This is a genomic window from Methylomonas sp. MgM2, from assembly GCF_054172045.1.
Genome location: NZ_JBSYXO010000005.1, coordinates 66,533 through 90,233 on the forward strand (window position 1 = coordinate 66,533; position 23,701 = coordinate 90,233).

A 23,701-nucleotide genomic window follows, 5' to 3' on the forward strand; every position below is an offset into this window, starting at 1 on the left:
TCATGGCTAAGTGGCTTAGTGAGTTTGTCAAATATTTAGATGAAACAGACTCCTTTTTCTTTGAAATGGATCGACAGCTTTCTTCGAAATTTAAGTCGAAGGTTGGAGAGTCTCTCGACGACTTCGTTCTTCTCGGAATAATGAAAGACATTAACCAAAACTCTGGAGATATTGGTCATCCTAAACGAACCTTCACAGTTATAGAAAAAGGAGTTTTCCGCGTACTCAACGCTGAATTATTAAACTTAGATTATCTGTCGCCTGTGACTATTGGTTGGAAAAGAACTCCAGATTCAATAGAGTTTGAGTGGCTGCATCTAGATAGCCAGGACATCAAGAAATGGCTAACTATGCGGCGCAATTTCCGGATTCGTACAAAAAATAAGATCGACTTCGAGATTAATGACCCTATTTGGCCCCATGTTGTTATTACTTTCGAAATCGAAGGTAATTGGTCAAGGATTAAGTTAGAAAACGAACTTAACTCAATAATCCAGAGATGGTTTAAAAGTTGTATAGGTATTCACAACATTAGCCCTCTAGAACATATTAATGACAGAGTTTTTTCTCTTACTATTGATTTTGGTTTGACTGGTTGTAATGCGCTTGAATCTCTCTTAAATATGATAGGAGAAAATATGAAAATCAAGAAAGTTAAATTAGATTGTAAGCGACCAGAATGAGTCACATAGGGGCGAAGTGTTAATCTAAGTTATAGCCAAGTAGTATGCATTGGTTCTGTGTGCCAAATGATGTTAAGCAAACAAGAATGCCGACAGCTTTATCGCGAACGGTTACTCATCTTAATCAGGCAATAGCAGACTAATTAAATAATTACATGTGGTAAGAACATTCTTGAGAACCAACGAAAGGGAAGGAAATTTGTATGAGCGTACAACTATTCGGTGAAGACACCCTATTCCTGCAACGCTTTTTGCAGGGAATAGGCTTATATAAGGGCAAGTTGGACGGTATTCACGGTAAAAAAACCGATGCGGCGATTTCCGCATTCGACGAACAAAGCAACGAGATTGCTGTTGAACTTGGTACCTTCGATTCTCGTAGCGAGAGAAGCATTGCTACCCTAAACCCAAAAGCGCAACGCTTGGCCAGGATTTTTTTGAAGAAAGTCCTGAATGCAGGAATCGAAGCTCGAATTATCTCCGGTACCCGGACTTATGACGAACAAAATGCACTTTTTAGGAAAGGCCGTTTCGGCAATCCGAAACCGATCGTCACAAAAGCGAAAGGCGGCCACAGTAATCATAACTTTGGTATCGCCTGGGATATCGGGATTTTTAAAAACGGTGCCTATCTGGGCGAGTCGCCTCTTTACGATAAGGCCGCGGAAGTTGCTTTAGAGCCTGAATTGGAATGGGGCGGTAATTGGAAAAGCTTTAAGGATAAGCCGCACTATCAGCTTGCGACCGGTCTCATGCTGGCAAGCGTGCGTGAGAGATTTGAAAACGGCCGGGCGTTGGTTTAGGCATTTTATTGGTTGCAATTCGAAGCTAAAGGGCGCTTCAGCGAGTGAATAACGCTTTAGCGTGCAGTGCTAATTGGATATTTTCGAATCGCATACGTTGAATCGAAGCGGGTAGGCCGTAACAAGCAAAATTGCTTGAAGGGTGGAGTGGAGTCACTTTTGTCTTGGGCGAGTCACCGAAGGAGACATAGGTATGAAGAAAACTAACGAAACCTACACATATCGAGGTGGCAAAAAACTTTTGCTGAAAAAAAGCGCGACGGAGTTTGTGGCGCGCACGACGCCTGAGCGGCTTGAGCGCTTGGGTATTAGGGATGCCAAGACCATTTCTCCGCATTCGTCTCGGGTAAGCGTGACGGAAGAAGATAGGGATAGATTAATGGATCAGGCTGCGAATCTTGCTGTCACGCATGCAGCCTATTATGACGCGGAGACCGGTCAGGAGTTTACGATCTCGGGTTGTATCATCGTCAGCTTCCGTAAAGTGCTGTCGACTCAGCAGATCGATGAGTTTGCAGGCCGTTACGGCTTGATCAAAAAAGAAACCTATAGCGACCGCGATTACCTGTTTCAGTTGACCCCGCATACCGGTTGGGAGGCGGTTGATCTGGTAGTGGAGCTAACGGAAAACGAACCCTTAGTCGAGTCGGCCGAGAATGATCTGAACTATCGGGTACAAACTTATCAGTTTACGGTTCCGATCGACCCAAATTATGCTCAGCAATGGCATTTGCACACCCGACTCAACGATCCCGCTTTTGACGCCCGCTCTTCCACGAGATGCGAGGATGCGTGGCGTATTCTGGATCGTTTTGGCGATTTTGATGTCGTGGTCGGCGTTACCGACGACGGTTGCCGCGTCGACCATCCTGACTTTGATTCTCCGGGTAAATTCGCTGATTGGGGATATTTCCGTGGCAACCGCTTGATTGTCCGCAACGACTTTGATGCCAATTCCACGGAAATGTATAAACCCGGGGCTAACCACGGCACCTCTTGTGCCGGTGTAATTGCCGGGGAAGTGGACGCGGCGTTCACTGTCGGCGCAGCACCCGGCTGTCGATTGTTCCCGATTCAATGGGAGTCGGACGGGCCATTTCTTTTGATTAGTGATTCGAAATTGCTAACCGCTATCAATTATATGGCCGACAAGGTGGATGTTATCTCCAATTCGTGGGGAAGTAGCCCAACGAATCTCTTTGCGACGGCAGTAACCAATCGCATTGCTTCGTTGGCAACATCCGGCGGGCGTCGCGGCCGTGGCATTGTTTTTTTATGGGCGGCGGGTAACGAAAATTGCCCGATTCAACATACTGCTGAGTTGGATATTCCCTATGATCGCGGCTGGGAGTTTAACGATAACGGTACCCGCACATGGGTTGGGGTTCGCACATCGCGCCAGTTCCGGCACAATTTAGTGGACCGTCCCAACGTGATGTATGTGGCTGCTCTGGCAAGCAATGCCCGGCGCAGCCATTATTCCAACTACGGTACCGGAATCGGAATCTGCGCTCCCAGCAACAATGTCCATGAATACCTCCGCCTCAGCGTTCCGGGTCTCGGCATTACCACGACGACGGGCGAGGGTAGTGGTGTAACAGCGTTTTTCGGCGGAACCTCGAGCGCTACGCCCCTGGTAGCGGGCATAACAGCGTTGATCATATCTGCGAATCCGAACTTAACCGCTGTTCAGATTGTATCCATTTTGAAGCGAACCGCTTTTAAAGATCTCGATATGGGGGGGTACCCGCGCACACCGGCGGCAAGTTTTGATCCTACGACGACTTGGGATGTATCACCGATTGCACCGTTCGATCGTGGCGATTTTAATGACATTGGTATGCCGGAAGGAACCTGGAGTCCCTGGTTTGGGCATGGTCGTGCTGATGCTGCGGCAGCGGTAGCCGAAGCGTTCAGGCAAGGCAATGGAAATAACTCGGAAGTGATATTTCGGCAAGCGTCTGTGCCGGTGCTGCAAATTCCGGACAATAATTCCTCCGGGGTGCGGGATACGGTTCGCTTTAACGATAGCGCGTTGGCCGGGGCGGTTAAGGTAACAGTGGATATCACCCATACCTACATCGGCGATCTGCGCTTGACGTTGATTGCACCCTCGGGGCGAACTGTTGTTCTTCATGACCGGAATGGTGGTCGTGAAGACAATATCAGAAAAACCTTCGATATCTCCAATACTCCGAGTCTTGCCGGACTCACCGGCGAGTCCATTCAAGGCGTTTGGACGCTTTTCTTACAAGATTTGGCGCCAGCCGATACCGGCTTGCTCACCCGCTGGGAAATCGAGGTCACCGGCAAGCAGGATGATTCAATCAGATTGGAAGAGATGCCCGGCGTGATAATCCCGGACAACAATTCCGGTGGAGTTGAACGGTCGTTGATAGTCAATGATGACGGGCATGCCCGAGATCTTAATGTGTCGCTGGATATCACGCATACCTATATCGGCGACCTGCGTGTTTCCTTGGTATCCCCTGCAGGTACTAGCATCGTGCTGCACAATCGCTCGGGTGGGAGCGCCGACAATCTGATTACGACCTATTCGTCAGCTACAACAGCCGGGCTCGCTTCAATTCGCGGTCAGCCCGTTCACGGCTTGTGGCGTTTGCGGGTTGCGGATCTGGAAGCCAAGGATGTGGGAAAACTTAATCGTTGGGCTTTGCAGATTGAGCTGGCGGGTTAGAGGAGAATGCTATGGCCGGTCAATTACAAACCAAACGAGCTCGTTTAGACCAGTCTTTTTCGCCACCCGCTGCAGGCCTGCTGCAAAGAAAGTGTGCATGCGGCGGCCGTTCGATGACGAGCGGGGAGTGTGAGGGATGTAAGAATAAGAGGATAGAACTCCAACGGAAGTCGACTAATCGACGCGAAGCATCGGAAGTTCCTCCTATCGTGCACGACGTTCTGCGTTCACCTGGTCAGCCGCTCGATCCCACTACACGCGCAGTTATGGAATCTCGTTTCGGTCAAGACTTTAGTCGAGTGCGGGTACATTCAGATAATTTGGCTGCCCAATCGGCGCAACATATTAATGCATCAGCATATACTGCGGGACAAAATATAGTATTTGGTAGTAATAAGTATTCACCGCATACGTATCAAGGGGAGATATTATTAGTGCACGAACTGACGCACGTTGTGCAACAGGGAAAAGGGCATTTACCACAAAAGTTGTTTTTAGGAGAATCAAATACCGATGAAGAGCATCAGGCAGAATTGAATGCTGACTACAGCAGGATAAGTAATTTCTCAGCAAACAGAATATTGAGTAATAACTCACCGGGAATTATACAACGAGAACTTCTTGCATATAACGATGAAACTACTGAAATTTTACCTTCCTTTGGAGGATCTGGATCCGTTTCATCAGTTCGACGGAGTGGTGATGCCCCTAATATACGTACGGCTCTACTGCCATTAATCAATTCTGGGAAAGTTATTGCTACAGACGATGGTCAACGAGTGTTTTTTGCAAATAGGAATGCTACCCAGAGTGAAATAGAAACAGTTCTTAACACTGGTGGATTTAGACGTGCTACGGAAATGTCCCAAGCGTTAGCTGATGACCATAATGTTTTTGTTTACAGCAATGATCGTGTTTTTGAAGTTTCTTCACTATTCGGAACATATGAAGTAGATAGAGATAGCAATGTAATTGAGCGGCAAACACAACGAAATCTTACAGATTTTGAAAAACGCGAGGCACGTTCAGTATTTGGAAATAGTTTGAATTTGGATCAAATATCGCTCGCTGAAGACCCTATTTTGTCAATTGGAGGATATGCACGAACGACCCCATGGACAATTAACTTCCCTTTGGGATCCTTTAGTAGAACGAATTTTATGCCTTGGTTGATTCACGAATTGACACACTCATGGCAGTACCAGCACGGAATATTACTCACTACGACAATATATCATTCTATCTTCTCTTCCTATGACTATGGATCTGAGGCGGGTCTAAATGCGGCTACGAGAGCCGGTCGCGCATTCACCAGCTTCAACACCGAGCAACAAGGAGACATATTGCAAGATTTTTACATACGAACAAAATCGGGACAAGATGTGACAGCTTGGATGCCTTATGTCACTGAAGTACAAGCAACGCCTTAAGCCAGATCAGGTACCAACGAGTTAACTAATTAGGAAGTAAATGATCACTTTGCCAGATTGTCTCACTAAAAGTTCCATCGCCGGACTTGCGCAGATGAATTCGCTGCCAAGCTTGGTTGCTTTACATTATTGCGCGTACACCATGCTCCCTTGGCTAGAGGTGGGATCGATCTTTGGAGACAGTAGTGAGCAATCGGAAGATTTTAGACTAACTAGCCCACCCTCAGAGACGATTAAACTCAATTTTGAGGTGCGTGCTTTAGGAATTTATACAACATCCACGGAGTCGCTCCCCCTTAAAGGAAGGTAGGAGAATAAACAAGACATAACCCAGAAGCGTTATAGAAGCGTTAAATAGGTAATATCAGGAATAGGATTTAAAGATGACGACCTCACCCAAATTTATCAAAGGAGCCATTGTAGGCGTTGACCCCTTCAATCCCTTGGCCAGTGTTGCGGTTTTTCAATACAACCCGGACACGGTTACGCGTAGTTTACAAGTCCAGGGTTCGGGTGATGGCGGCGATCGCTCGGAGGCTGTTCGCTTGAAAGGCCCGCCAATTGAAACGATCAAGATGGACGTGGAGATCGATGCCACCGACCAATTGGAAAATAACGATGGGGTTACCAATACATTAGGCATATACCCACAGTTGTCGGCGCTTGAAATGTTGCTTTATCCGAAAAGTACTTTGGTGATTACTAATACCGTTTTGTTGGCTTTGGGTACGGTGGAGGTATTGCCGCCGCTCGGACCCTTTACCCTGCTGGTCTGGGGTATCAAACGCGTGGTGCCGGTGCGTCTGACCGAGTTCAGCATTACCGAGGAAGCGTTCGATCAGGCCCTTAATCCGATCCGAGCTAAGGTTTCCCTGGGCTTACGGGTATTGAGTTACAACGATCTGACATTGACCGATCCAGGTTATTACATTTATCTGACGCACCAGATAGCCAAAGAGGTTTTTGCCACCATCGGAAGCGTCGGAAATGTTAGATCGGTTGTCGGTGGCGACGTTAAATTGTTTTAAGAGGATTGAGTCATGTTTACTGATACCAGTCGTTATAACGCCATCGAAACAGCTACATTGGTTGCTCCCGATGGGCGGATGCATAGTTACAAACGTCGGCGTTTTTTGCCTAATCCCACCAACATGGAAGTGCTTGCTGAGGTTGCCGTTACGCAAGGCGACCGGTTGGACAATATTACGGCTAAAGCGTTAGGTGACCCAGAGCAATTTTGGCGTATTTGCGATATCAACAATGCTATGCATCCCAGCGAACTGACCAGCCAGATTGGCCGTATATTGCAAATTCCGTTACCGCAGTTTGAGAACTGATAACCACGGGAAAAGGAGGGCGCAACAATGATAAATATTTTGGGTGTACATCTGACGATATTGATCGGTAAAACCGTGCCGACACCCGCTCCTGCGCAATTGAGCGTTGCTTTGAAAGATGTCGAGATAAATCAACGGGATGATGGCCCTTCCGGTTTTCAGTTGCATTACCGAGTCGGTCGTTCCGGTCCTTTTGATTTAAAAGATTATGGGCTTTTGTCTAACCCGCTGCTTAAAATGGATAACCGCGTCATTATCGTCGTCCGTTTTGCTGTCTTGCCTGAGGTGTTGATGGACGGCATCATAACCAACATTCAGTTGGCCCCACATGAGCAACCTGGTGAAGATATTCTCACGATTACAGGGGAAGATCTTAGCGTTTTGATGGACCGCGACGAGCAAAGCCGCGCTTATCCTGCTATGCCAGACTACGCAGCAGTCCAACAGATTTTGGGAAACTATCTTCAATTTGGGATAACACCATCACTGCCTCCACCGAATCAAGAGGCCTTAACGCCTACTCTACCGCTTGAACAAATTCGGCAGCAGCCAGCTAACATGACGGACCGCGCGTATTTAACTAGCCTTGCGGAAATGTACGGTTTTGTATTTTATCTTTCGCCTGGACCTGCTCCCGGTTTCAGTCAAGCGCATTGGGGGCCGCCGAATAGGTTGAGTATCCCGCAATCCGGTCTTTCCATAAAAATGGGACCGGTTACAAATGTTGATTCGATTAATTTTGAATTTAATGGCCTGAGCGCCCAAAAAACTCGATATACCGAACAAGGCGAAGCGGGCACCATCAGTTCGCCAAGTCCCGATAGACGTATACCCTTGGTCCGAAATGTCGCTGAAGCCCTGCGTTCTACTAATTTGACGGGGTATAGCTGTCGCGCTGCGGCTCAAGCGCAGGGCGCGGTAGATAAGTCTTTCGATGATGCGGTTACCGCTACCGGAGAACTGAATACCGTGCGCTACAACAAGATTCTGAAGCCGAGGGCGTTAGTGGGTGTGCGTGGAGCCGGAGATACTTTCGACGGAATGTATTACGTAAAAAGTGTCACCCACAATATCGATGTTGGAGAGGGTCAATACAAACAGAGTTTCACTTTAAAGCGGGAGGGGACTGGGACGATTTCACCATTTATCGTTCCATGAATGGTTATGCCACAATTTTTTGGAAAATACGCCGGTAAGGTGGATCAAAACATCGATCCCTTTGGAAAAGGCCGGCTTTTGGTAACGGTTCCCGCTGTATTTGGCGACGGTACGGTTTGGGCAATGCCCTGCGTTCCCTATGCGGGTCCTAATGTTGGTTTTTTTGCAATGCCACCGACAGGCGCTGACATTTGGATCGAATTCGAGGCTGGCGACCCGAATTGTCCGATTTGGTCCGGGTGTTTTTGGAAGGATGACAATACGGCCCCTGTATCCTTTTCACCATTGGCAGACAAGACAAAAGTGCTAAAAACGGATACCTGCACGCTGACTTTGGATGATACGACAGGGGTTGGCGGTATTACCATCGAGTACGGAAGTTTAAAAATTGAAATCAAGCAGCAAGGCATTGAAATCAGTAACGGTATGGGGGCCACTATCAAATTAACGGGACCATCCGTTGCCATTAATGATCCTGCTTTAAAGGTGACCTGATGCCGGGCTATTTAATTCAAGATACAGGGATTATTAACTGTTTCCACCAAAGCGGGATAGTAAGCGCAAATAAGGTAAATCTACCCAAGGTTACCGTGAATGGCGGTCTACAGGTTCTTACGACGGCAGATATTTTGACCGTGGCGGGTTGTTTGTTTAATGTCTCTGGTGGGCCACACCCTTGTGTGAAGATACAAGTGGAGGCGGCAACCCGAGTCACGATCAATGGCCAGCCGGCCGCTATTTTGACTCCAACTGCCGTCTGTTTAGCGGCGGATGCTGCGCCGCAAGGTATTCCGAATTCGTTGGCGGTTCAGAAACGGGTGATTGCGACTTAAGGGGGATACGATTATGACGATCAATATCGACTTTCCATTCCATTTCGACCGCTACGGCCGCGCAGCAAGCGTCGGCTATGACGATCACATACGTGACATGATCGAGTTGTTTTTGTTTACCAACGTGGGTGAACGTGTTAACCGTCCTGATTTTGGTAGCGGTTTGTTGCAACTGATCTTTGCACCCAACAGCCCCGAGCTCGCCGCAGCGTTGCAGTTTACAGTTCAGGCAGGTTTGCAGCAGTGGCTTGGCGATATCATCGAGATCCAATCTCTGGACGTGAACAGTGAAGATGCAAAATTGCAAGTAAATTTGCAATACAGGGTTAGGCGCACTCAAGAGGTGCAGGTGGCCACTTTTGAAAGGAGCCAGTCATGAGCCAATGTGATTCTGTCGTTGTTTGCAAAGACGAGCGGCGGCGCGACCAGGTTCGTTTGCACCAAAAATACAATGGACTTGATTATATTGAGGTCAGCGACGATCAATTAACTTTGAGCGTGTATTTTCTGGGCAAAGCACCACTCATATTAGAAAAAGAAAACATTCGCATAGAGGGAGGGCGGCGTATCAATGATATTCAAGTGTTAGCACTTGATATTCATCGAGAAGAAGATCCGGAAACGGACGATTGCGTCCATATCCGTGTTGATAAAGCGGGAGATTTCTCAACGTATTGCTTGTGCGTAATTGAAATAGACCCGCTGACTAAGAAGCCGATTGTCGACGTCGATGAACAAGGTCGGAAGCACTATCGACCTATGGCTGAATTCGATTCCCGCTACGCCTGTTTGGAGTTCAATTTTAAAGTCGGTTGTGCTAGCGACTTAGACTGCAAGCAGCAACCTGGATGTCCTGAAACGCCTTATCAGGAGCCGGATATCGACTATCTTGCCAAAGATTATGCAAGTTTCCGCCAGCTTATTCTCGATCGTCTGGCTCTCCTCATGCCGGATTGGACGGAACGTCATGTTCCCGATATTGGCATAACGTTGGTTGAGTTGTTAGCCTATGTGGGCGATCACCTAAGCTATTACCAGGATGCTGTGGCCACGGAGGCTTACTTAGAAACGGCCAGACAACGAATTTCCGTTCGGCGGCATGTGCGTTTGGTCGATTATTATTTACATGAAGGGTGCAATGCCAGAACTTGGGTCTGTATTCATGTTGTTGGGGATTTGACTGGGGTCGACCCAAATGATGTGTACTTTATTACCAACCCAGGTGTTTCAACTTTGGGTACCATATTAGCGGAATCTCAGTTACCCACCTCGTTTCCGCTACCTTACCTAATCTTCGAACCCTTGGTAGACGATCGTAGTCGGAAGTTAAACTTCTACGAAAGTCGTAATGAGATAAGACTTTATACTTGGGGCGATACCCAATGCTGTTTGCCGAAAGGTTCGACCTCGGTAACGCTTATTGATCCTGGGGAGGCGACGCAAGCAACGCCGGATGAGGACGAGGATTGCGGACATGATGACCATCCCAAGCCCCCTTATGATTCAATTGATGTTATCCCTCCCCAGGATTCGGATTACAAATTAGATTTAAAGATATGTGACATTCTCATTCTCGAAGAAGTCAAGGGTCCGAAGACGGGGAACCGTGCAGATGCCGATCCGTCACATCGGCAAGCCGTTCGTTTAATCAAAGCTCAAAGAAACCAAGATCCTTTGACGGGACAATTGTTATGGGACGTCGAGTGGGGGCCGGAAGACGCTTTGGTTTTTCCGTTATGTATTTCTGCAATCAACCCGGTGGACTGTTCGCTTATAAACAACGTTAGTGTGGTTTGCGGCAATGTGCTTTTGGTCGATCATGGTAAAACAGTTACAGAAACGCTCGATCCGGTTCCATGTGTGACGGTTGAAAGCGAGTGTGAAGATGCTTGCTTACCTCGAGAAACAGTCAAAATATCCGGGCCTTTTAACCCAACCTTGGCTAAAACCGACATAACCTTCTGCGAATCGATTTTAACTTGCATTACCGACATCCCCTGTCCGCCTTTTATTGGTCTGATCTCAGCTCGTAAACAATTACAACAGCATCCAAATAGGGCTCGTCCTCAAGTGACGTTGACCGAAATAACGGCGGAATCGGACACTGCCAACCGCATGCCGATAAATACCTGGGAACCTAGGGTCGATTTATTGGCGAGTGGACCACATGATCCGCACTTCAGCGTGGAAATACAAAATGACCGACACGCGAAATTACGCTTTGGGAATGGCGAAACGGGTTTGTCTCCCAAACCGGATACTCGGTTTCAAGTTAAGTATCGGATTGGCAATGGTCCGGTAGGTAATGTCGGCGCAGAATCGATTACTCGCATGGTCTTTAGCAATAACTTTCCGAGCGGTGTCGATATCACACTCAGAAATCCATTACCAGCGGTCGGAGGCACAGAACCAGAAACCTTGGCTGAAGCAAAGCTTTATGCGCCTCATATGTTTCGCAAGGAACTGCATCGGGCCATTACTGCCGATGATTACGCTCAGATCGTTATGCGGGATTTCAGTAATCGAGTTCAACGAGCGCGAGCCAAATTGTTGTGGACCGGGAGTTGGTTTCAAGTCTTGGTGGTGATTGATCCGATAGGAACAGAACAAGTAGACGAGGTGTTGTTGTGCGAAATCAGGCATCACCTATGCCGTTTTCACCGGATTGGTCACGACGTGGTAGTCGTCCAGGCAAGCTATGTGGCGTTGGACATTGCCATTAAGGTTTGTGTGCTGCCTCATTTTTTGCGCGGCCATGTGAAATCGGAACTGCTGGACGTTTTTAGCGACCGTATCTTGCCGAATGGACACAAAGGATTTTTCCATCCCGATAACCTGAGTTTTGGCGAAGGAGTTTATCTCAGTCAACTTGTGTCTGTAGCTCAGGCAGTTGAGGGTGTCGAAAGCGTGGTGGTGGCCAAACTGGAACGCCTATTTGAAGGTCCGGATCTGGAAATTGAAAATGGTTTGTTACGGTTAGATGCGTTTGAAATTGCTCGGCTCGACAACGATCCGAGTTTTCCCGAAAACGGACGATTTACCTTGGAAATGGGAGGTGGCCGATGAAATCAAATAACGCCCCTTGCGGATGCTGTGATGGTGTGAAAGTGGTAACGCCGGAAGCGACTGCGAACCGGCCAGGGTTAAGTATGCTCTCTTATCGTGTGGGTAGTCATGGCAGCTTTCTGTCATCCATGCTGGCTCGGTTGTCGAGCGCCGATTTTCCGAAACTGGCCGAATTGACCACACGCGAATCGAATGATTTTTCCATTGCTCTATTAGACGCCTGGGCCACGGTGGCCGATGTGCTGACTTTTTATCAGGAACGCATCATTAACGAAGGCTATTTACGCACTGCAACAGAGCGGCGATCGGTATTGGAGTTGGCTCGCTTGGTAGGTTATAAACTCAAACCGGGAGTGTCTTCGAGTGTGTATTTGGCTTACACCTTGGACGAAAATTTCAAGGAAGAAACAGTCATTCCAAAAGCCGCTAAATCGCAAAGTATTCCAGGACCGAACGAACTACCGCAAACGTTTGAGACCTCAGAAGAATTGAAAACTCGTGCACAGTGGAATAACTTGAAGCCGCGAATGCATCGGCCACAAACATATTTTTCAATGTTGCTTGATCCGAAGGGGCCGCGGGTATATCTGAAGGGGATCAATAGCAATCTGAAACCGAACGATCCTTTACTCGTGGATTTTGGCAAAGATGGCGATCCTACATTCACTCGCGTCAAAGAAGTGATTGCCGATCCTGCAGCAGATCGAACTCTGGTTCTGTTCCGCACCGAATCGAGACCAATTCAAAACGGTTTTCTCGGAATCTTTCAAAATGACTCTACTCCTCAGCTTAAGCTTATTTTGTTTGATGACGGCAATGGATTACCCGGTTTTTTCTCCTTTAGAAGTTTTGATGCCAACAGTATTGCCGTGGTTTCAGCCAATGACGGGAGTAGTTGGAGAGTGGAAGTCGATGAGAACAAAGGCGGCACAACTCTTATATTGATGGGCGATAATGGAAAGAAAACGAAATATAAGTACATGGGCGTAGAGTTAATCACCCACGACTTTGAGTTAATCACCCACGACTTTATCTCTAATTCCTATTTACGAATACAGATTGAAATTGTGCAGACCTATAGCGAGATAATATCTTCCCTGTCGCTAGGGCCCTCAGTACAGCCCAGAAATCAGTTAAGCTTAACAAAAGATCTAAAAGAACAATTTACCGGTTTATCGCTTGTCGAAAAAGATAAGCAAGAATCGGCAACCGATTCAGTAGCCGAATCTGTGAATTTACGATCAACGACACCGATCAATCCGAATGGTAGCGTGTCAGGACTCACTGTCGTGTCCGATTCCAGCAATGCCATTCTAAAGAGAATGGTGCCATCATTAAGCGACAATTTTGCCATCGCTAATGCTAATGCCGACGTCACGAGTGCTAATCCCATTAAGGTATACGCCTTGCGAGCACGCGCATCGATGTTTGGACATAATGCACCGGATGCACCAAATTATGGAACTAGAGATAATACAGGTTTCGTTACCATAATAGATTATAGGCCGACGGTACCTGCAAATGTGTGGGCTCCACCTCTTACTGAAGAAGCCTGGGTCAAAAAAGTATCATCCGAGGGTATGGAAACAATCGCAGTGGATATTCAGCTGGATCAGGTTGTAAATGGTAGTTGGCTCGTTATTGATCGTCCTAAATTCTTTACAAAAGATGCCCCTAATATTTCCTCTGGCCGATCTGTATCCATCCACAAAATTGAGAACAACCAAATAGTCACCAGATCAGTGCAGGGACTGCAGTCAAAGGTCAGCACCCTTACAATCGCTGGTCCCTGGTTAAATAGCTTAGAGGAAAATAAAGAAGTAAGCATCAGAAACTTACTTAAGTCATCAACGACGCTTCTAAGAGACACGGCCGTTTATGCCCAAAGCGAAGAGTTGGAGTTAACAAATGAGCCGCTCAACAATTTCATTTGTGGCGGCTCGGATGATTTGATCGAATTGGATGGTTATTATGAAGATTTGCAAGCCGGAAGATGGGCATTTGTGTCCGGAGAACGAGCTGATGTAGGTGCAACCAACGGTGTCAATTCCAGCGAATTGGCAATGATTTCTGTCGTAAAACAGGATATCAGCCGTATCGGTTCCAATATACTGGGTAACCAAGGGATGCAAGTCAAACCTATTCCTTTGCAAGGCGACAAAATCCACACTTTTATCAAACTGGCAAAACCTCTCCAATATTGCTTTAAACGCGATACCGTAAAAATCTACGGCAATGTCGTCAAAGCCACCCACGGCGATACCCGAAATGAAGTGTTGGGGAGCGGCAATGGTGCGACGGCGCTACAATCGTTCGACCTGAAGCAACCGCCACTGACCTATATCTCTGCCGTTAATCCTTCCGGTATCGACAGTACCCTAAAAGTCTATGTCAACAATGTCCAGTGGCATGAAACGGATACGTTAGCCGGCCTGGCGCCGACAAACCGCAATTTTGTGACCAAGACAGATGACAATGGCAAAACGACAATTGTTTTTGGCAACGGGCAAGAAGGCGCTCGTTTGCCGACCGGAATTGAGAATATCAAAGCGGAATATCGCAATGGCATTGGTAAATCCGGCAATGTGAAAGCAAAGCAAATCTCGCTTTTGACCACGCGGCCGTTGGGGGTGAAGGAGGTTATAAATCCTTTGCCTGCGTCTGGCGGAGCCGATAAAGAGAGTCGCGATCAGGCGCGCAAAAATACACCATTGGCAGTCAAGGCCTTGGACCGGTTGGTTTCAGTACAGGATTACCAAGACTTTGCACGCGTATTCGCCGGCGTCGGCAAAGCCCGAGCTGTTGAGATATCGGATGGCCGGCGCCAGTTGGTGCATGTCACGATAGCCGGTGCCGACGACATTCCAATCGATAAGAGTTCAGATTTGTATCGAAACTTGCGCCAATCCTTGCTGGACTTTGGCGATCCTTATCAAGCTATCCGACTGGAAATTCGGGAATTGCTGCTCATTGTGATCCAGGCAAATATCAGCATTCTTCCTGATTATTTGTGGGAGCCTGTAGTGACGCAAGTCCGCAATGTTACGCTGGATGTCTTTAGTTTTGAGCGAAGAGAACTGGGGCAGGATGTTCTGCTTAGCGAAGTGATCAGCGTCATGCAAGCAGTGCCGGGCGTGGCCTATGTTGATGTTGACCTCCTGAGAGGCATCCCGGAGAAATTAGTGGATGACCTGGGCGAGCGTCGATTGATTACCCCAAGTGAGGTCGCCGGCTTAGTCAGCCAAACATTAACAGATGAGAATAATAATGGCATTAAAGAACCGCTCGCGCGCATTCCAGTCAACTTGGCGGATTGGGAGCATAAATCGCTTCGACCGGCGCAGATAGCGTTTTTGACTCCGGACGTTCCGGCAACTTTGATTCTCAATCAAATCAATCGCTGAGGGCTGTCATGAATAACATGGATAAAGATCGTCTTTATAAGCTTCTACCCTATATCTACCACTTGCGTGACCACGCAGAGGGCGAGCCCTTACGCGCGTTGTTACAAGTAATCACAGAGCAAGTGGATATTGTCGAAAGCAACATTGACCAACTGTATGACAACTGGTTCATAGAAACCTGCGAGGATTGGGTCGTGCCCTACATTGGCGACTTGGTGGGTTATACGCCGGTGCATGAGGCGGGCGAACCCGGCAATATTGATACCGTACAAGGCCGATTACGAAATAAAATATTGATTCCCCGAAAGGAAGTTGCCAATACCATCCGCTACCGGCGTAGCAAGGGGACTTTAGCGCTGCTGGAGGTACTATCCAATGATGTGGCCGGTTGGCCTGCCCGAGCAGTGGAATTTTACAAATTACTTAGCGTTACACAATGCATACGCAATTTTAGAGTATTAGAATTTAAACCGGGTTTAAAAGGCCGGCAATGTAAACGAGGTCGTACGGTCGATCTGCGTTGGGGCAATGCCTTAACCAAGCTAAATGGACCATTCGATGAAATTGCCCACACTGTGGATGTGCGCCGTATCAATTCTGCGTTGACTCAGGGCCGCTACAACATTCCCAGCATCGGATTATTTGTTTGGCGCCTGAGGACTTATTCCGTGACACAAACGCCGGTTACGGCATTGGAACAGCGGAATTATTACACCTTCAGTGTGCTGGGTAACGATACGCCTTTGTATACCCATTGGCAGCGCGAAACCGATCCCACTGAGATTGCCGGCGAGTTCAATCTTCCGGTTCCGATCAGCCGGCACGATTTCGCCGCATCCCTTTCCAAAACAGATGATGTTACAGGAGGCAACGGCACGAAAACCTATTATGGCGAAGGAAACAGTTTGTGTATTTGGGCGGAAAACTGGCCGGAAAAAGATGCGCCGCAACCGATTGCGCAAGAAAGAATTGTGGTCGCCGATCTTAGCGATTGGGCACGTTATCGTCCGATAAAGGGAACCGTTGCCGTCGATCCGGAATTAGGCCGCATATTGTTTCCGCCCCGCCAATCACCGAAGAAAGGGGTTAAGGTGTCATATTACTACGGCTTTAGCGCCGATATTGGAGGTGGCGAATATCCCAGAGTTTTATCGCAACCATCGGATTCCGATTTTCAGCTCATCAAAGTCGGTGCTGATCAATCCCTAAAATCGATTAACGAAGGACTGGCCCTTTGGCGTGATAGCCCGATCACGCACACCGTTATAGAAATCACCGACAGTGGCTTGTACGAAGAAAAAATAGCTATCGATTTAGCTATGAATCAGACTTTGCAAATTCGTGCGGGTAATGGCAAACGCCCAATCATCCGCTTCTCGGACCGTCCTGATTACTTTACGGTCAGCGGCGATAAGGGGAGCTATCTCACCCTTGATGGCTTATTGATTGCAGGACGCGGCATGCAAGTGCAATACAATGATAATGATAAATCTCTTGCAGGCATCATCATCCGGCATTCTACCTTGGTTCCGGGATGGTCGCTTGAACCGGACTGTGAGCCCAGTCAATTGGAAGAGCCGAGCATTGAAATCACCAACGCAAATCCTTGTTTGACCATTGAGCACAGCATTATCGGTTCAATTCAAGTCAATATTGACGAGGTTGGGATTGATCCAATCCGGATACGTATTACAGACAGTATTCTGGATGCAACCGGCAATGAATGCGAAGCCCCGGCTTGTGAAGCGATTGGTGCAGCGGCTTCGAGTTTCGCTCATGCCTCGTTAACCATCGTGCGCTGTACGGTATTCGGTCGTATCGACACCCATGCAATAGCATTGGCTGAAAATAGTATCTTCATGGGCACAATACGAGTTGCCCGGCGTCAAGTGGGTTGCATGCGTTTTTGCTACGTCAAACCGCTGTCACGAACCCCAAAACGTTATCATTGCCAGCCGGACCTTGCGGAACAAGCTGCCGCAACGGACCTTGAAAACAATGCGCGTGATAATCAAGAACCGCCTCCTGATGAAGCAGCCTTGGAAGCGGCAAAATTAGTGGCCAGGGAACGCGTTCGTCCGCAATTCAATAGCACGCATTACGGGAATCCAAACTACTGTCAATTGGCCGGTAATTGTGCAGAAGAAATCAAACGAGGCGCGGACGACGAATCCGAAATGGGAGTGTTTCATGACTTGTTTCAACCACAACGTGAAGCCAATCTTCGAGTTCGACTGGACGAGTACATACCGGCCAGAGCCGACGTCGGCATCATTATGGCGAGTTAGACTACAAAGAGGATTAAGACCATGAAAGGCGATTTTTCGAGAGACACCTTTGATATAACAAAACATTTCAGCCGCGTGCTGCAGCAGCAGGGCCGGGTCCAATTAGATGCGGACTGGAACGAGCAAACGGCAATTTTGCTGCATTATTTAAGAACCTTGGCTGCGGATTTAATTGGGCCATTTGGCGGTCCTCAGGAAAATTATGGCTTTGAAATTACAATTTCTGAATTTAGTAGCGAAAAAAAATGGGATTTTAGTATTGGAAAAGGTCGTTATTATGTGGATGGGATTCTTTGTGAAAACGAAAGCGAAGCACTGACATATTTAACACAACCGGATTACCCAAACCCAAACCCTAAACAGTTAGAAGATCTGAAGATGGATAATTGCTTGGTGTATCTGGATGTCTGGGAGCATCACGTCAGTGCGTTAGAAGACGACGCGATTCGAGAAAAGGCTTTGGGAGGGCCTGATACTGCAGCACGAGCCAAAGTGGTTTGTCAGGTGAAGGTAGAATTTATTTCATCCGAGATTGCAAGGGGAATTTTTAGTAACAATAAACTAAACATTCTTAATTGGTTAAATAAAACTAAGGAATGGCAACCAGAACATCGAGGCAGTCTCAAGGTGCGACTGAATCCCTCCCAAAAATCTGAAGATCCATGTGTGACGGCGCCCGACGCAAAATATCGCGGCGCTGAGAACCAGCTTTATCGAGTTGAAATTCATCAAATGGGAATAGCTGGAAAAGCGACCTTCAAATGGTCGCGCGATAATGGTTCGGTCGTCTCCAGCTGCAGTTTGAACGGCAATGAACTGACTCTGGAAAATCCGCAAGGGTTTTCCGCTCCTGGCTGGGTTGAATTGACCAACGACAAATTGGAGTTGCGAGGCCAGCCGGGTACGTTGGTTAAAGTGGTCAAAGTTGACGGTGATGTTTTATGCCTGGACTCCAATCCCGCCAGACCAGATGGCGTGACTAATAGCGAAGAAGTCTGGCCGACTAAAGTACGGCGCTGGGAGTCCAAAGACATATCAATAACAGAAAGCGACGAAGCCAACGATGTTTGGTTCAAACTGGAGCACGGCATCGAAATTCAGTTTTTAAACACGAACGACGAAGAAGAACATCAGTACAGGACCGGTGATTATTGGCTGATTCCCGCTCGTTTAGCGACTGGCATCGAATGGCTAATCGATGAGAACGAGCAACCTCTGCCACAACCACCCGATGGCGTACTTCATCACTATGCGCCTTTAACGATGTTGACCAAGGATGTCAACGGAAAATGGCAACCGACAGATCTGCGTTCTAAATTTAAACATGTTAGCTAATAACGGGGATTGGTTCTGTCGTAATAAGCAATTGGTTTCCGCGCAGCAGATATCAGCTTTTAAGAGAATTATAAAGCTATGAGTTGGCAATCGTTACACAAAGCTAATAAGTCAAATATATTACCGGTAGCGGATGTTTTGCAGCGCAAAGGAGTTTGTCGAGCGGAAGCCGAGTCATATACCGGTAGCAACATAAATCCCTTCGAGCAACAGGCGGACAAGTCTGGCTTTAATTTTACAGATGCTCGTTTAAACCACGACTTCAGCACGATACCGGTCAAGTCAATGGCTTCTTTGCCTATTCAGGCCAAATTCAAAATCGGCCAGCCGAATGATAAATACGAACAGGAAGCGGATCGGGTGGCGGAGCAAGTGATGCGGATGCCTGATCCTCAATCGTCATCGGGTTTCACTATTGCACCACTTGGGCAAACTATACCAGCGATTCAAAGACAGGAGGAAGGCTCTGCCGAACAAGATAAACTGCTCGACAACACCGCGTTGTCCTCAGAAATTCCCAGTCCTGATTTATTGAGTCTACGCAGGCCTTTTTTGGAACGTAGTGTTTCTCATCTTTGGGATCCTTCAACTGCCTTGGGTGTCTGGTTTCACGGTTTCAATTTTTTTAGACAAATCGGTTTAAATCCGAGTTGGGCGGGAAAGGCAGCTAATCTCACAGCTCCACTTGCCATAAATGCTCAACTTAAACATGACAATCCTGTGTGGTGGGAAATATCAGATCGTGAATTTCAGACGAGTTCCATTGTAGGTGCTCTCCCAATATTTGATTTTGATGCAAATTTTGGTAATTGGCGTTTTTTTCCTTTTATCCAAAAAAAAACATTAGGATCGGAAATATTATCCCCGTCTCTGGCATGCCATGGCCATGATTCAGGAATATTCCAATCAAAAGCAATCAACCTAAAAGGTAATTGGCAGGATAGTAAACCGACAGAGCAGCCAATTCAGACTAATTCAATTCGAGAAAATGCGTCGGAGGGAGCATCAGGAATCAGTTCCAGCATTCAATCATTGCAGGCAGGCGGACAGCCATTATCAAATTCGGAGCGGAATTTTTTTGAACCGCGCTTTGGGACGGATTTCTCAAGAGTACGGGTGCACCATGATGCACAAGCGGCGAACTTGGCGAAGTCGGTGAATGCACGCGCGTTTACCTACGGCAATCACGTGGTGTTTGGCTCCGGAGAGTATCGCTCGGATTTGGCGGCTGGGAAAAGGCTGTTGGGGCATGAATTAACTCACGTTTTACAGCAGCGGACAGTCAATTTTCCAGCCGCTTCTATCCAGCGCTACCGTGAACCGAGTTCGGTAAACTTTGGTGTAAATGATACCGCCACATTGAAGGAGAAAAAGTTTAACCCTCAGCCGCCAGATCCTTTCATTGCGAATATTAATGTCAATTTCACTACGACCAAGATAGTAGACGGTGAAACTATACCCATGGGAACACTTGCTGCGACCTATGCCAACAATGGGGCGAGTCCGATGCCTGCAGACATTACCGGGGTAGGTATCCTCGGTGGATTTCCGTCCAGTGGTCTCACCGACAAGACTACAAATAACAAAGTCGACAGAGTCGAGGGGTGGGGTTATCACCATACAGGGGTGCCAAAAGCGTCTCGTGTCGGGTCCAAATGGCCTGAGAACAAATACTACAAAGCCAATGAAGGAGGTAGCGCGAGTATGAGTTATGCGCTTTTTTTTAAGGGACATATTGCAATACATATTGGGAGCCTTGACACCGGATCTCTCGCCTGTGTGCACGTAGCAGATGATTCAATAATGCAACAAATCAACTATCACACGCGGGCTAATGTTACAAAGGTAACCGTGTCATACAGTGAGGAGGCCTTAGAACAACCATGTTGCGAGCGTTATGACGCTACCGGTCGGATGGTAAGCAATCCATGCGGTGGACGCGATCCAAGCAAATGTCCGTAAGAGCCGTTGGAAATATAGCGCTGCCAATTGTGATTATTTGTCTTGGCAGGGCGCAGTAAATGACTTATGCAGGGTGTAAAAGCCGACGCTCATCCAGCATTGGAAACTCATCAATGGCATTAGGGTCACATAGTAAAAAGTGCAAAAAGAGTTGGCGACAAGTAATGCAGGCGATCGATGCTAGATTGACACGACTGACGGAATAATCAGAAAGGAGAGTGTTCAAGCCCAGCTGCTAGAGCCTCAGATGATCCATGCGCCCCCTCGTAATATAGAGCTTGCAGAGAAAAGCATAACTACTTCTAAACAAAGTTCGAAAGCCAGTTTAATAAAACAGGACTTTAACATTTTCTTGGACGTACCATCGGGCTTTAGATATAGGTATAAAGCAATGAGTAGACAGTCTTTAAAAACAATTCAGAAAGCTAATACTTCAGCTTTAGTGCCTGACGCATCGGGCTTTTTGCAGCGCCAGGGGATTAATCGCACTGAATATGACACGCCAGCTTCTGCCCCCTTCAATCCCCATGAGCAACAGGCTGACAACTCTGGCCTTAATTCAGATTCTCGATTCAACCACGATTTCAGCAGGATACCGGTCAGGTCCAATACCTCATTTCTTATACAAGCAAAACTAAAAATTGGCCAGCCGAATGATAGATTTGAGCAGGAGGCGGACCGAATTGCTGATCAGGTAATGCGGATGCCGGCGCCTGATCCGGCTTTTAATGATACGGAATTGCACGCAAAAAACAGACCAATTTCTTCAAATGGAAGCATACAGCGAACCTGCAGTGCTTGCGCTAATGAATACAAAACGGTTAAGGATGAAGAGGAAGAGTTAATTCAGGCAAAATCAATGGGTGATACAACGCCGGAAGTGACGCCCGAGATTAGTTCCGGCATTCAATCACTTCAAGGTGGTGGGCAACCTTTGTCACGGTCGGAGCGGAGTTTTTTTGAACCTCGGTTTGGAGCGGATTTTTCTAGTGTGCGGGTCCATCACGATTCCCAGGCTGTTAATTTAGCACGTTCTGTTAATGCGCGGGCTTTTACGCATGGAAATCATGTGATTTTTGGGGGTGGGGAGTATGGTTCTGATTCGGTGGATGGGAGGAAGTTGTTGGCTCATGAGCTGGTGCATGTGGTGCAGCAGAATGGTGGACGAGGTTATTATTCTGCAGATAAAACTATCAATAAAGCAAAACTTAATAATAATTCGACTCTGAATCCTATTAGTCGGATTGCACATGAGTTGACGTACGTTCTTCAACAGCGCAATCCACAACCGAAGACCACACAGATTCAGCGACAACCTGCCCGGGCGCAGGCTTCTCCGACGTTGGAGGATTCACAAAGAAGCTGGATCCGGGCGTTCGGCTTGCCAAAGTTTATGAAAGGTAGCCTCAGGGGTTTTCGAGAATCCCGGGAACTATATGCGTCATTTACGAAAAATAATTTTAAACTAGCGAACGACCGCTATTTGAGTAATGTTCTCACTGCTTCTTTGAGTACGCTCATCGTTGGTGAAGAGCAAACAAACGCACTTAACGGCGATCAAGCAGTTCTACAAAAACTTAGAGATGAATACCGTAAATTAATCCAATTTGTCATACCAAAGTTCGCTTCCCTGATGGGGAGCACCCCGAGTAAGGTCTTCCAGGCCCACCACAGTGAAATACTTGATTGGGCGCTGCCCCGTTCAAGCCTTGATCCCAAGGGAGGAGAGTTGATCGATGCCCTGCCCGACGCAGAGCGGCAGCGTATCCAGGTTAGTACCACCTCGCACGACTTGGGAAACATCGAAGCCTATTTCGTCGTACGTGGAAACATTCGTGTAACATCGACAGGAGTCCCGGTCCAGTTTGCCTCTAATGTCCCAGATAAGTTGCATACGGGACTGGAGAATATTGCGCGGGAACTGGTGCGCGGAAGTACTCGCCCAAACTCGAATCCCATGCGCCCGAATCAATCGATCACGCTCTCACTAAATCTAGATCGGTTCGGTGGCGGGAATGCGGCATACCGCTTTACTTATGTAGAGCATTCCGCTGGCACGTCTGGCGGAGGACGGGCGACGCTAGAGTTCCTGGTGGAGCGTTTGGGAACTATTGGGGTGGAAGGATTGGCGGCTAACCAGATAGTAGCTCAGCAGGAACGGTTTTATCGGCACGCCTTCGTTCGTGATCGTACCTTCTCTTCGGACAGAGAATTTGAGGTAGTATTACAAGGGCTTTCCCAGATTGAGGATGCCACACTTGCTCCGATCAACGGTCTCACATTCCGACGCGAGCGGGCTCATCCGACACGACCCGCAAACGGTCTATACGATCCGAACACCCATACGATTACACTCTATGATTCGGCCTTTTTCAGAACACAGATGCGCGTTGGGCGCCCAGGCGAAGGATTGTCAAGCGAGGCTATCTTCACCGTGCTGCATGAGATCGGTCACGCCATAGATAATGCTCGGACCCGGCAGAATTCAAGACCGCCCGGGGCAGTGGATGCTTCAGCTACACCGGAATTTCGTTCGGCGGCGCGGAGGGATGGGAACGTTCGCATCACAGCCTACGCGCAGACTGACTGGTCGGAGTTCTATGCGGAGAGCTTTGCCCTTTACCAGTCCGATCCGACCGGTCTTCAGCGGCTGCGCCCTAACCTCTTCAATTATTTCGTGCGGTTGTTCCCGCGTTGAGCGAAG

The 23,701-nt window shown here is 47.7% G+C and carries 16 protein-coding genes; all 16 read left to right on the forward strand.

Annotation, left to right across the window (positions count from 1 at the left end; translation table 11 throughout):
* The first annotated feature begins 2 nt into the window (after positions 1-2).
* The 16 genes from ACW73I_RS05785 to ACW73I_RS05860 all read left to right on the forward strand — a co-directional run bounded on the left by ACW73I_RS05785 (position 3) and on the right by ACW73I_RS05860 (position 23,695).
* On the forward strand, positions 3-683 hold the full coding sequence (locus ACW73I_RS05785) for a hypothetical protein (protein WP_458028290.1): 681 nt from the start codon (positions 3-5) through the stop codon (positions 681-683).
* Positions 684-886: 203 nt separating this feature from the next.
* Positions 887-1,486, forward strand: a complete 600-nt coding sequence (locus ACW73I_RS05790; protein WP_458028291.1) for a M15 family metallopeptidase — start codon at positions 887-889, stop codon at positions 1,484-1,486.
* 379 nt (positions 1,487-1,865) lie between these two features.
* On the forward strand, positions 1,866-4,184 hold the full coding sequence (locus ACW73I_RS05795; protein WP_458028292.1) for a proprotein convertase P-domain-containing protein: 2,319 nt from the start codon (positions 1,866-1,868) through the stop codon (positions 4,182-4,184).
* A gap of 11 nt (positions 4,185-4,195) precedes the next feature.
* Positions 4,196-5,614, forward strand: coding sequence for an eCIS core domain-containing protein (locus ACW73I_RS05800; protein WP_458028293.1), 1,419 nt, complete (start codon positions 4,196-4,198; stop codon positions 5,612-5,614).
* A 383-nt stretch (positions 5,615-5,997) separates the two neighbouring features.
* Entirely contained in the window at positions 5,998-6,642 is a 645-nt protein-coding gene (locus tag ACW73I_RS05805; RefSeq protein WP_458028294.1) for a hypothetical protein, read from the forward strand.
* Between the two features lie 12 nt (positions 6,643-6,654).
* Entirely contained in the window at positions 6,655-6,951 is a 297-nt protein-coding gene (locus ACW73I_RS05810) for a LysM domain-containing protein (protein WP_458028295.1), read from the forward strand.
* Positions 6,952-6,978: 27 nt separating this feature from the next.
* Positions 6,979-8,109: a phage late control D family protein gene (locus tag ACW73I_RS05815; protein WP_458028296.1), complete on the forward strand. Its 1,131-nt coding sequence runs from the start codon at positions 6,979-6,981 to the stop codon at positions 8,107-8,109.
* A 6-nt stretch (positions 8,110-8,115) separates the two neighbouring features.
* Complete coding sequence (locus tag ACW73I_RS05820; RefSeq protein WP_458028297.1) at positions 8,116-8,604, forward strand: phage baseplate assembly protein V; 489 nt, start codon at positions 8,116-8,118, stop codon at positions 8,602-8,604.
* Positions 8,604-8,942, forward strand: coding sequence for a hypothetical protein (locus tag ACW73I_RS05825; protein ID WP_458028298.1), 339 nt, complete (start codon positions 8,604-8,606; stop codon positions 8,940-8,942). Before ACW73I_RS05820 ends, ACW73I_RS05825 begins: the two co-directional genes overlap by 1 nt.
* A 13-nt stretch (positions 8,943-8,955) precedes the next feature.
* Positions 8,956-9,321: a GPW/gp25 family protein gene (locus ACW73I_RS05830; RefSeq protein WP_458028299.1), complete on the forward strand. Its 366-nt coding sequence runs from the start codon at positions 8,956-8,958 to the stop codon at positions 9,319-9,321.
* The gene (locus ACW73I_RS05835; protein WP_458028300.1) at positions 9,318-12,008 is read left to right on the forward strand and encodes a putative baseplate assembly protein; all 2,691 of its coding nucleotides are present in this window, start codon (positions 9,318-9,320) and stop codon (positions 12,006-12,008) included. Before ACW73I_RS05830 ends, ACW73I_RS05835 begins: the two co-directional genes overlap by 4 nt.
* Positions 12,005-15,412, forward strand: coding sequence for a putative baseplate assembly protein (locus tag ACW73I_RS05840; RefSeq protein WP_458028301.1), 3,408 nt, complete (start codon positions 12,005-12,007; stop codon positions 15,410-15,412). Before ACW73I_RS05835 ends, ACW73I_RS05840 begins: the two co-directional genes overlap by 4 nt.
* An 8-nt stretch (positions 15,413-15,420) precedes the next feature.
* Positions 15,421-17,700 (forward strand): hypothetical protein, encoded by a 2,280-nt coding sequence (locus tag ACW73I_RS05845; protein WP_458028302.1) that lies wholly within the window; start codon positions 15,421-15,423, stop codon positions 17,698-17,700.
* A 21-nt stretch (positions 17,701-17,721) separates the two neighbouring features.
* Positions 17,722-19,035 carry a DUF6519 domain-containing protein gene (locus ACW73I_RS05850; RefSeq protein ID WP_458028303.1) on the forward strand — a complete coding sequence of 438 codons (1,314 nt, stop codon included), beginning with the start codon at positions 17,722-17,724 and terminating at the stop codon, positions 19,033-19,035.
* Between the two features lie 78 nt (positions 19,036-19,113).
* Positions 19,114-20,997: an eCIS core domain-containing protein gene (locus ACW73I_RS05855; protein WP_458028304.1), complete on the forward strand. Its 1,884-nt coding sequence runs from the start codon at positions 19,114-19,116 to the stop codon at positions 20,995-20,997.
* A gap of 391 nt (positions 20,998-21,388) precedes the next feature.
* Positions 21,389-23,695 (forward strand): eCIS core domain-containing protein, encoded by a 2,307-nt coding sequence (locus ACW73I_RS05860; RefSeq protein WP_458028305.1) that lies wholly within the window; start codon positions 21,389-21,391, stop codon positions 23,693-23,695.
* Positions 23,696-23,701: the final 6 nt, after the last annotated feature.

Excerpts from the sequence above, each read along its gene's own strand:
- ACW73I_RS05800 (WP_458028293.1), top strand. The coding sequence starts at position 4,196 with ATGGCCGGTCAATTACAAACCAAACGAGCTCGTTTAGACCAGTCTTTT.
- ACW73I_RS05805 (WP_458028294.1), top strand. The coding sequence starts at position 5,998 with ATGACGACCTCACCCAAATTTATCAAAGGAGCCATTGTAGGCGTTGAC.
- ACW73I_RS05830 (WP_458028299.1), top strand. The coding sequence starts at position 8,956 with ATGACGATCAATATCGACTTTCCATTCCATTTCGACCGCTACGGCCGC.
- ACW73I_RS05785 (WP_458028290.1), top strand. The coding sequence starts at position 3 with ATGGCTAAGTGGCTTAGTGAGTTTGTCAAATATTTAGATGAAACAGAC.
- ACW73I_RS05855 (WP_458028304.1), top strand. The coding sequence starts at position 19,114 with ATGAGTTGGCAATCGTTACACAAAGCTAATAAGTCAAATATATTACCG.
- ACW73I_RS05840 (WP_458028301.1), top strand. The coding sequence starts at position 12,005 with ATGAAATCAAATAACGCCCCTTGCGGATGCTGTGATGGTGTGAAAGTG.
- ACW73I_RS05790 (WP_458028291.1), top strand. The coding sequence starts at position 887 with ATGAGCGTACAACTATTCGGTGAAGACACCCTATTCCTGCAACGCTTT.
- ACW73I_RS05795 (WP_458028292.1), top strand. The coding sequence starts at position 1,866 with ATGGATCAGGCTGCGAATCTTGCTGTCACGCATGCAGCCTATTATGAC.
- ACW73I_RS05850 (WP_458028303.1), top strand. The coding sequence starts at position 17,722 with ATGAAAGGCGATTTTTCGAGAGACACCTTTGATATAACAAAACATTTC.
- ACW73I_RS05835 (WP_458028300.1), top strand. The coding sequence starts at position 9,318 with ATGAGCCAATGTGATTCTGTCGTTGTTTGCAAAGACGAGCGGCGGCGC.
- ACW73I_RS05815 (WP_458028296.1), top strand. The coding sequence starts at position 6,979 with ATGATAAATATTTTGGGTGTACATCTGACGATATTGATCGGTAAAACC.
- ACW73I_RS05845 (WP_458028302.1), top strand. The coding sequence starts at position 15,421 with ATGAATAACATGGATAAAGATCGTCTTTATAAGCTTCTACCCTATATC.
- ACW73I_RS05825 (WP_458028298.1), top strand. The coding sequence starts at position 8,604 with ATGCCGGGCTATTTAATTCAAGATACAGGGATTATTAACTGTTTCCAC.
- ACW73I_RS05860 (WP_458028305.1), top strand. The coding sequence starts at position 21,389 with ATGAGTAGACAGTCTTTAAAAACAATTCAGAAAGCTAATACTTCAGCT.
- ACW73I_RS05810 (WP_458028295.1), top strand. The coding sequence starts at position 6,655 with ATGTTTACTGATACCAGTCGTTATAACGCCATCGAAACAGCTACATTG.
- ACW73I_RS05820 (WP_458028297.1), top strand. The coding sequence starts at position 8,116 with ATGCCACAATTTTTTGGAAAATACGCCGGTAAGGTGGATCAAAACATC.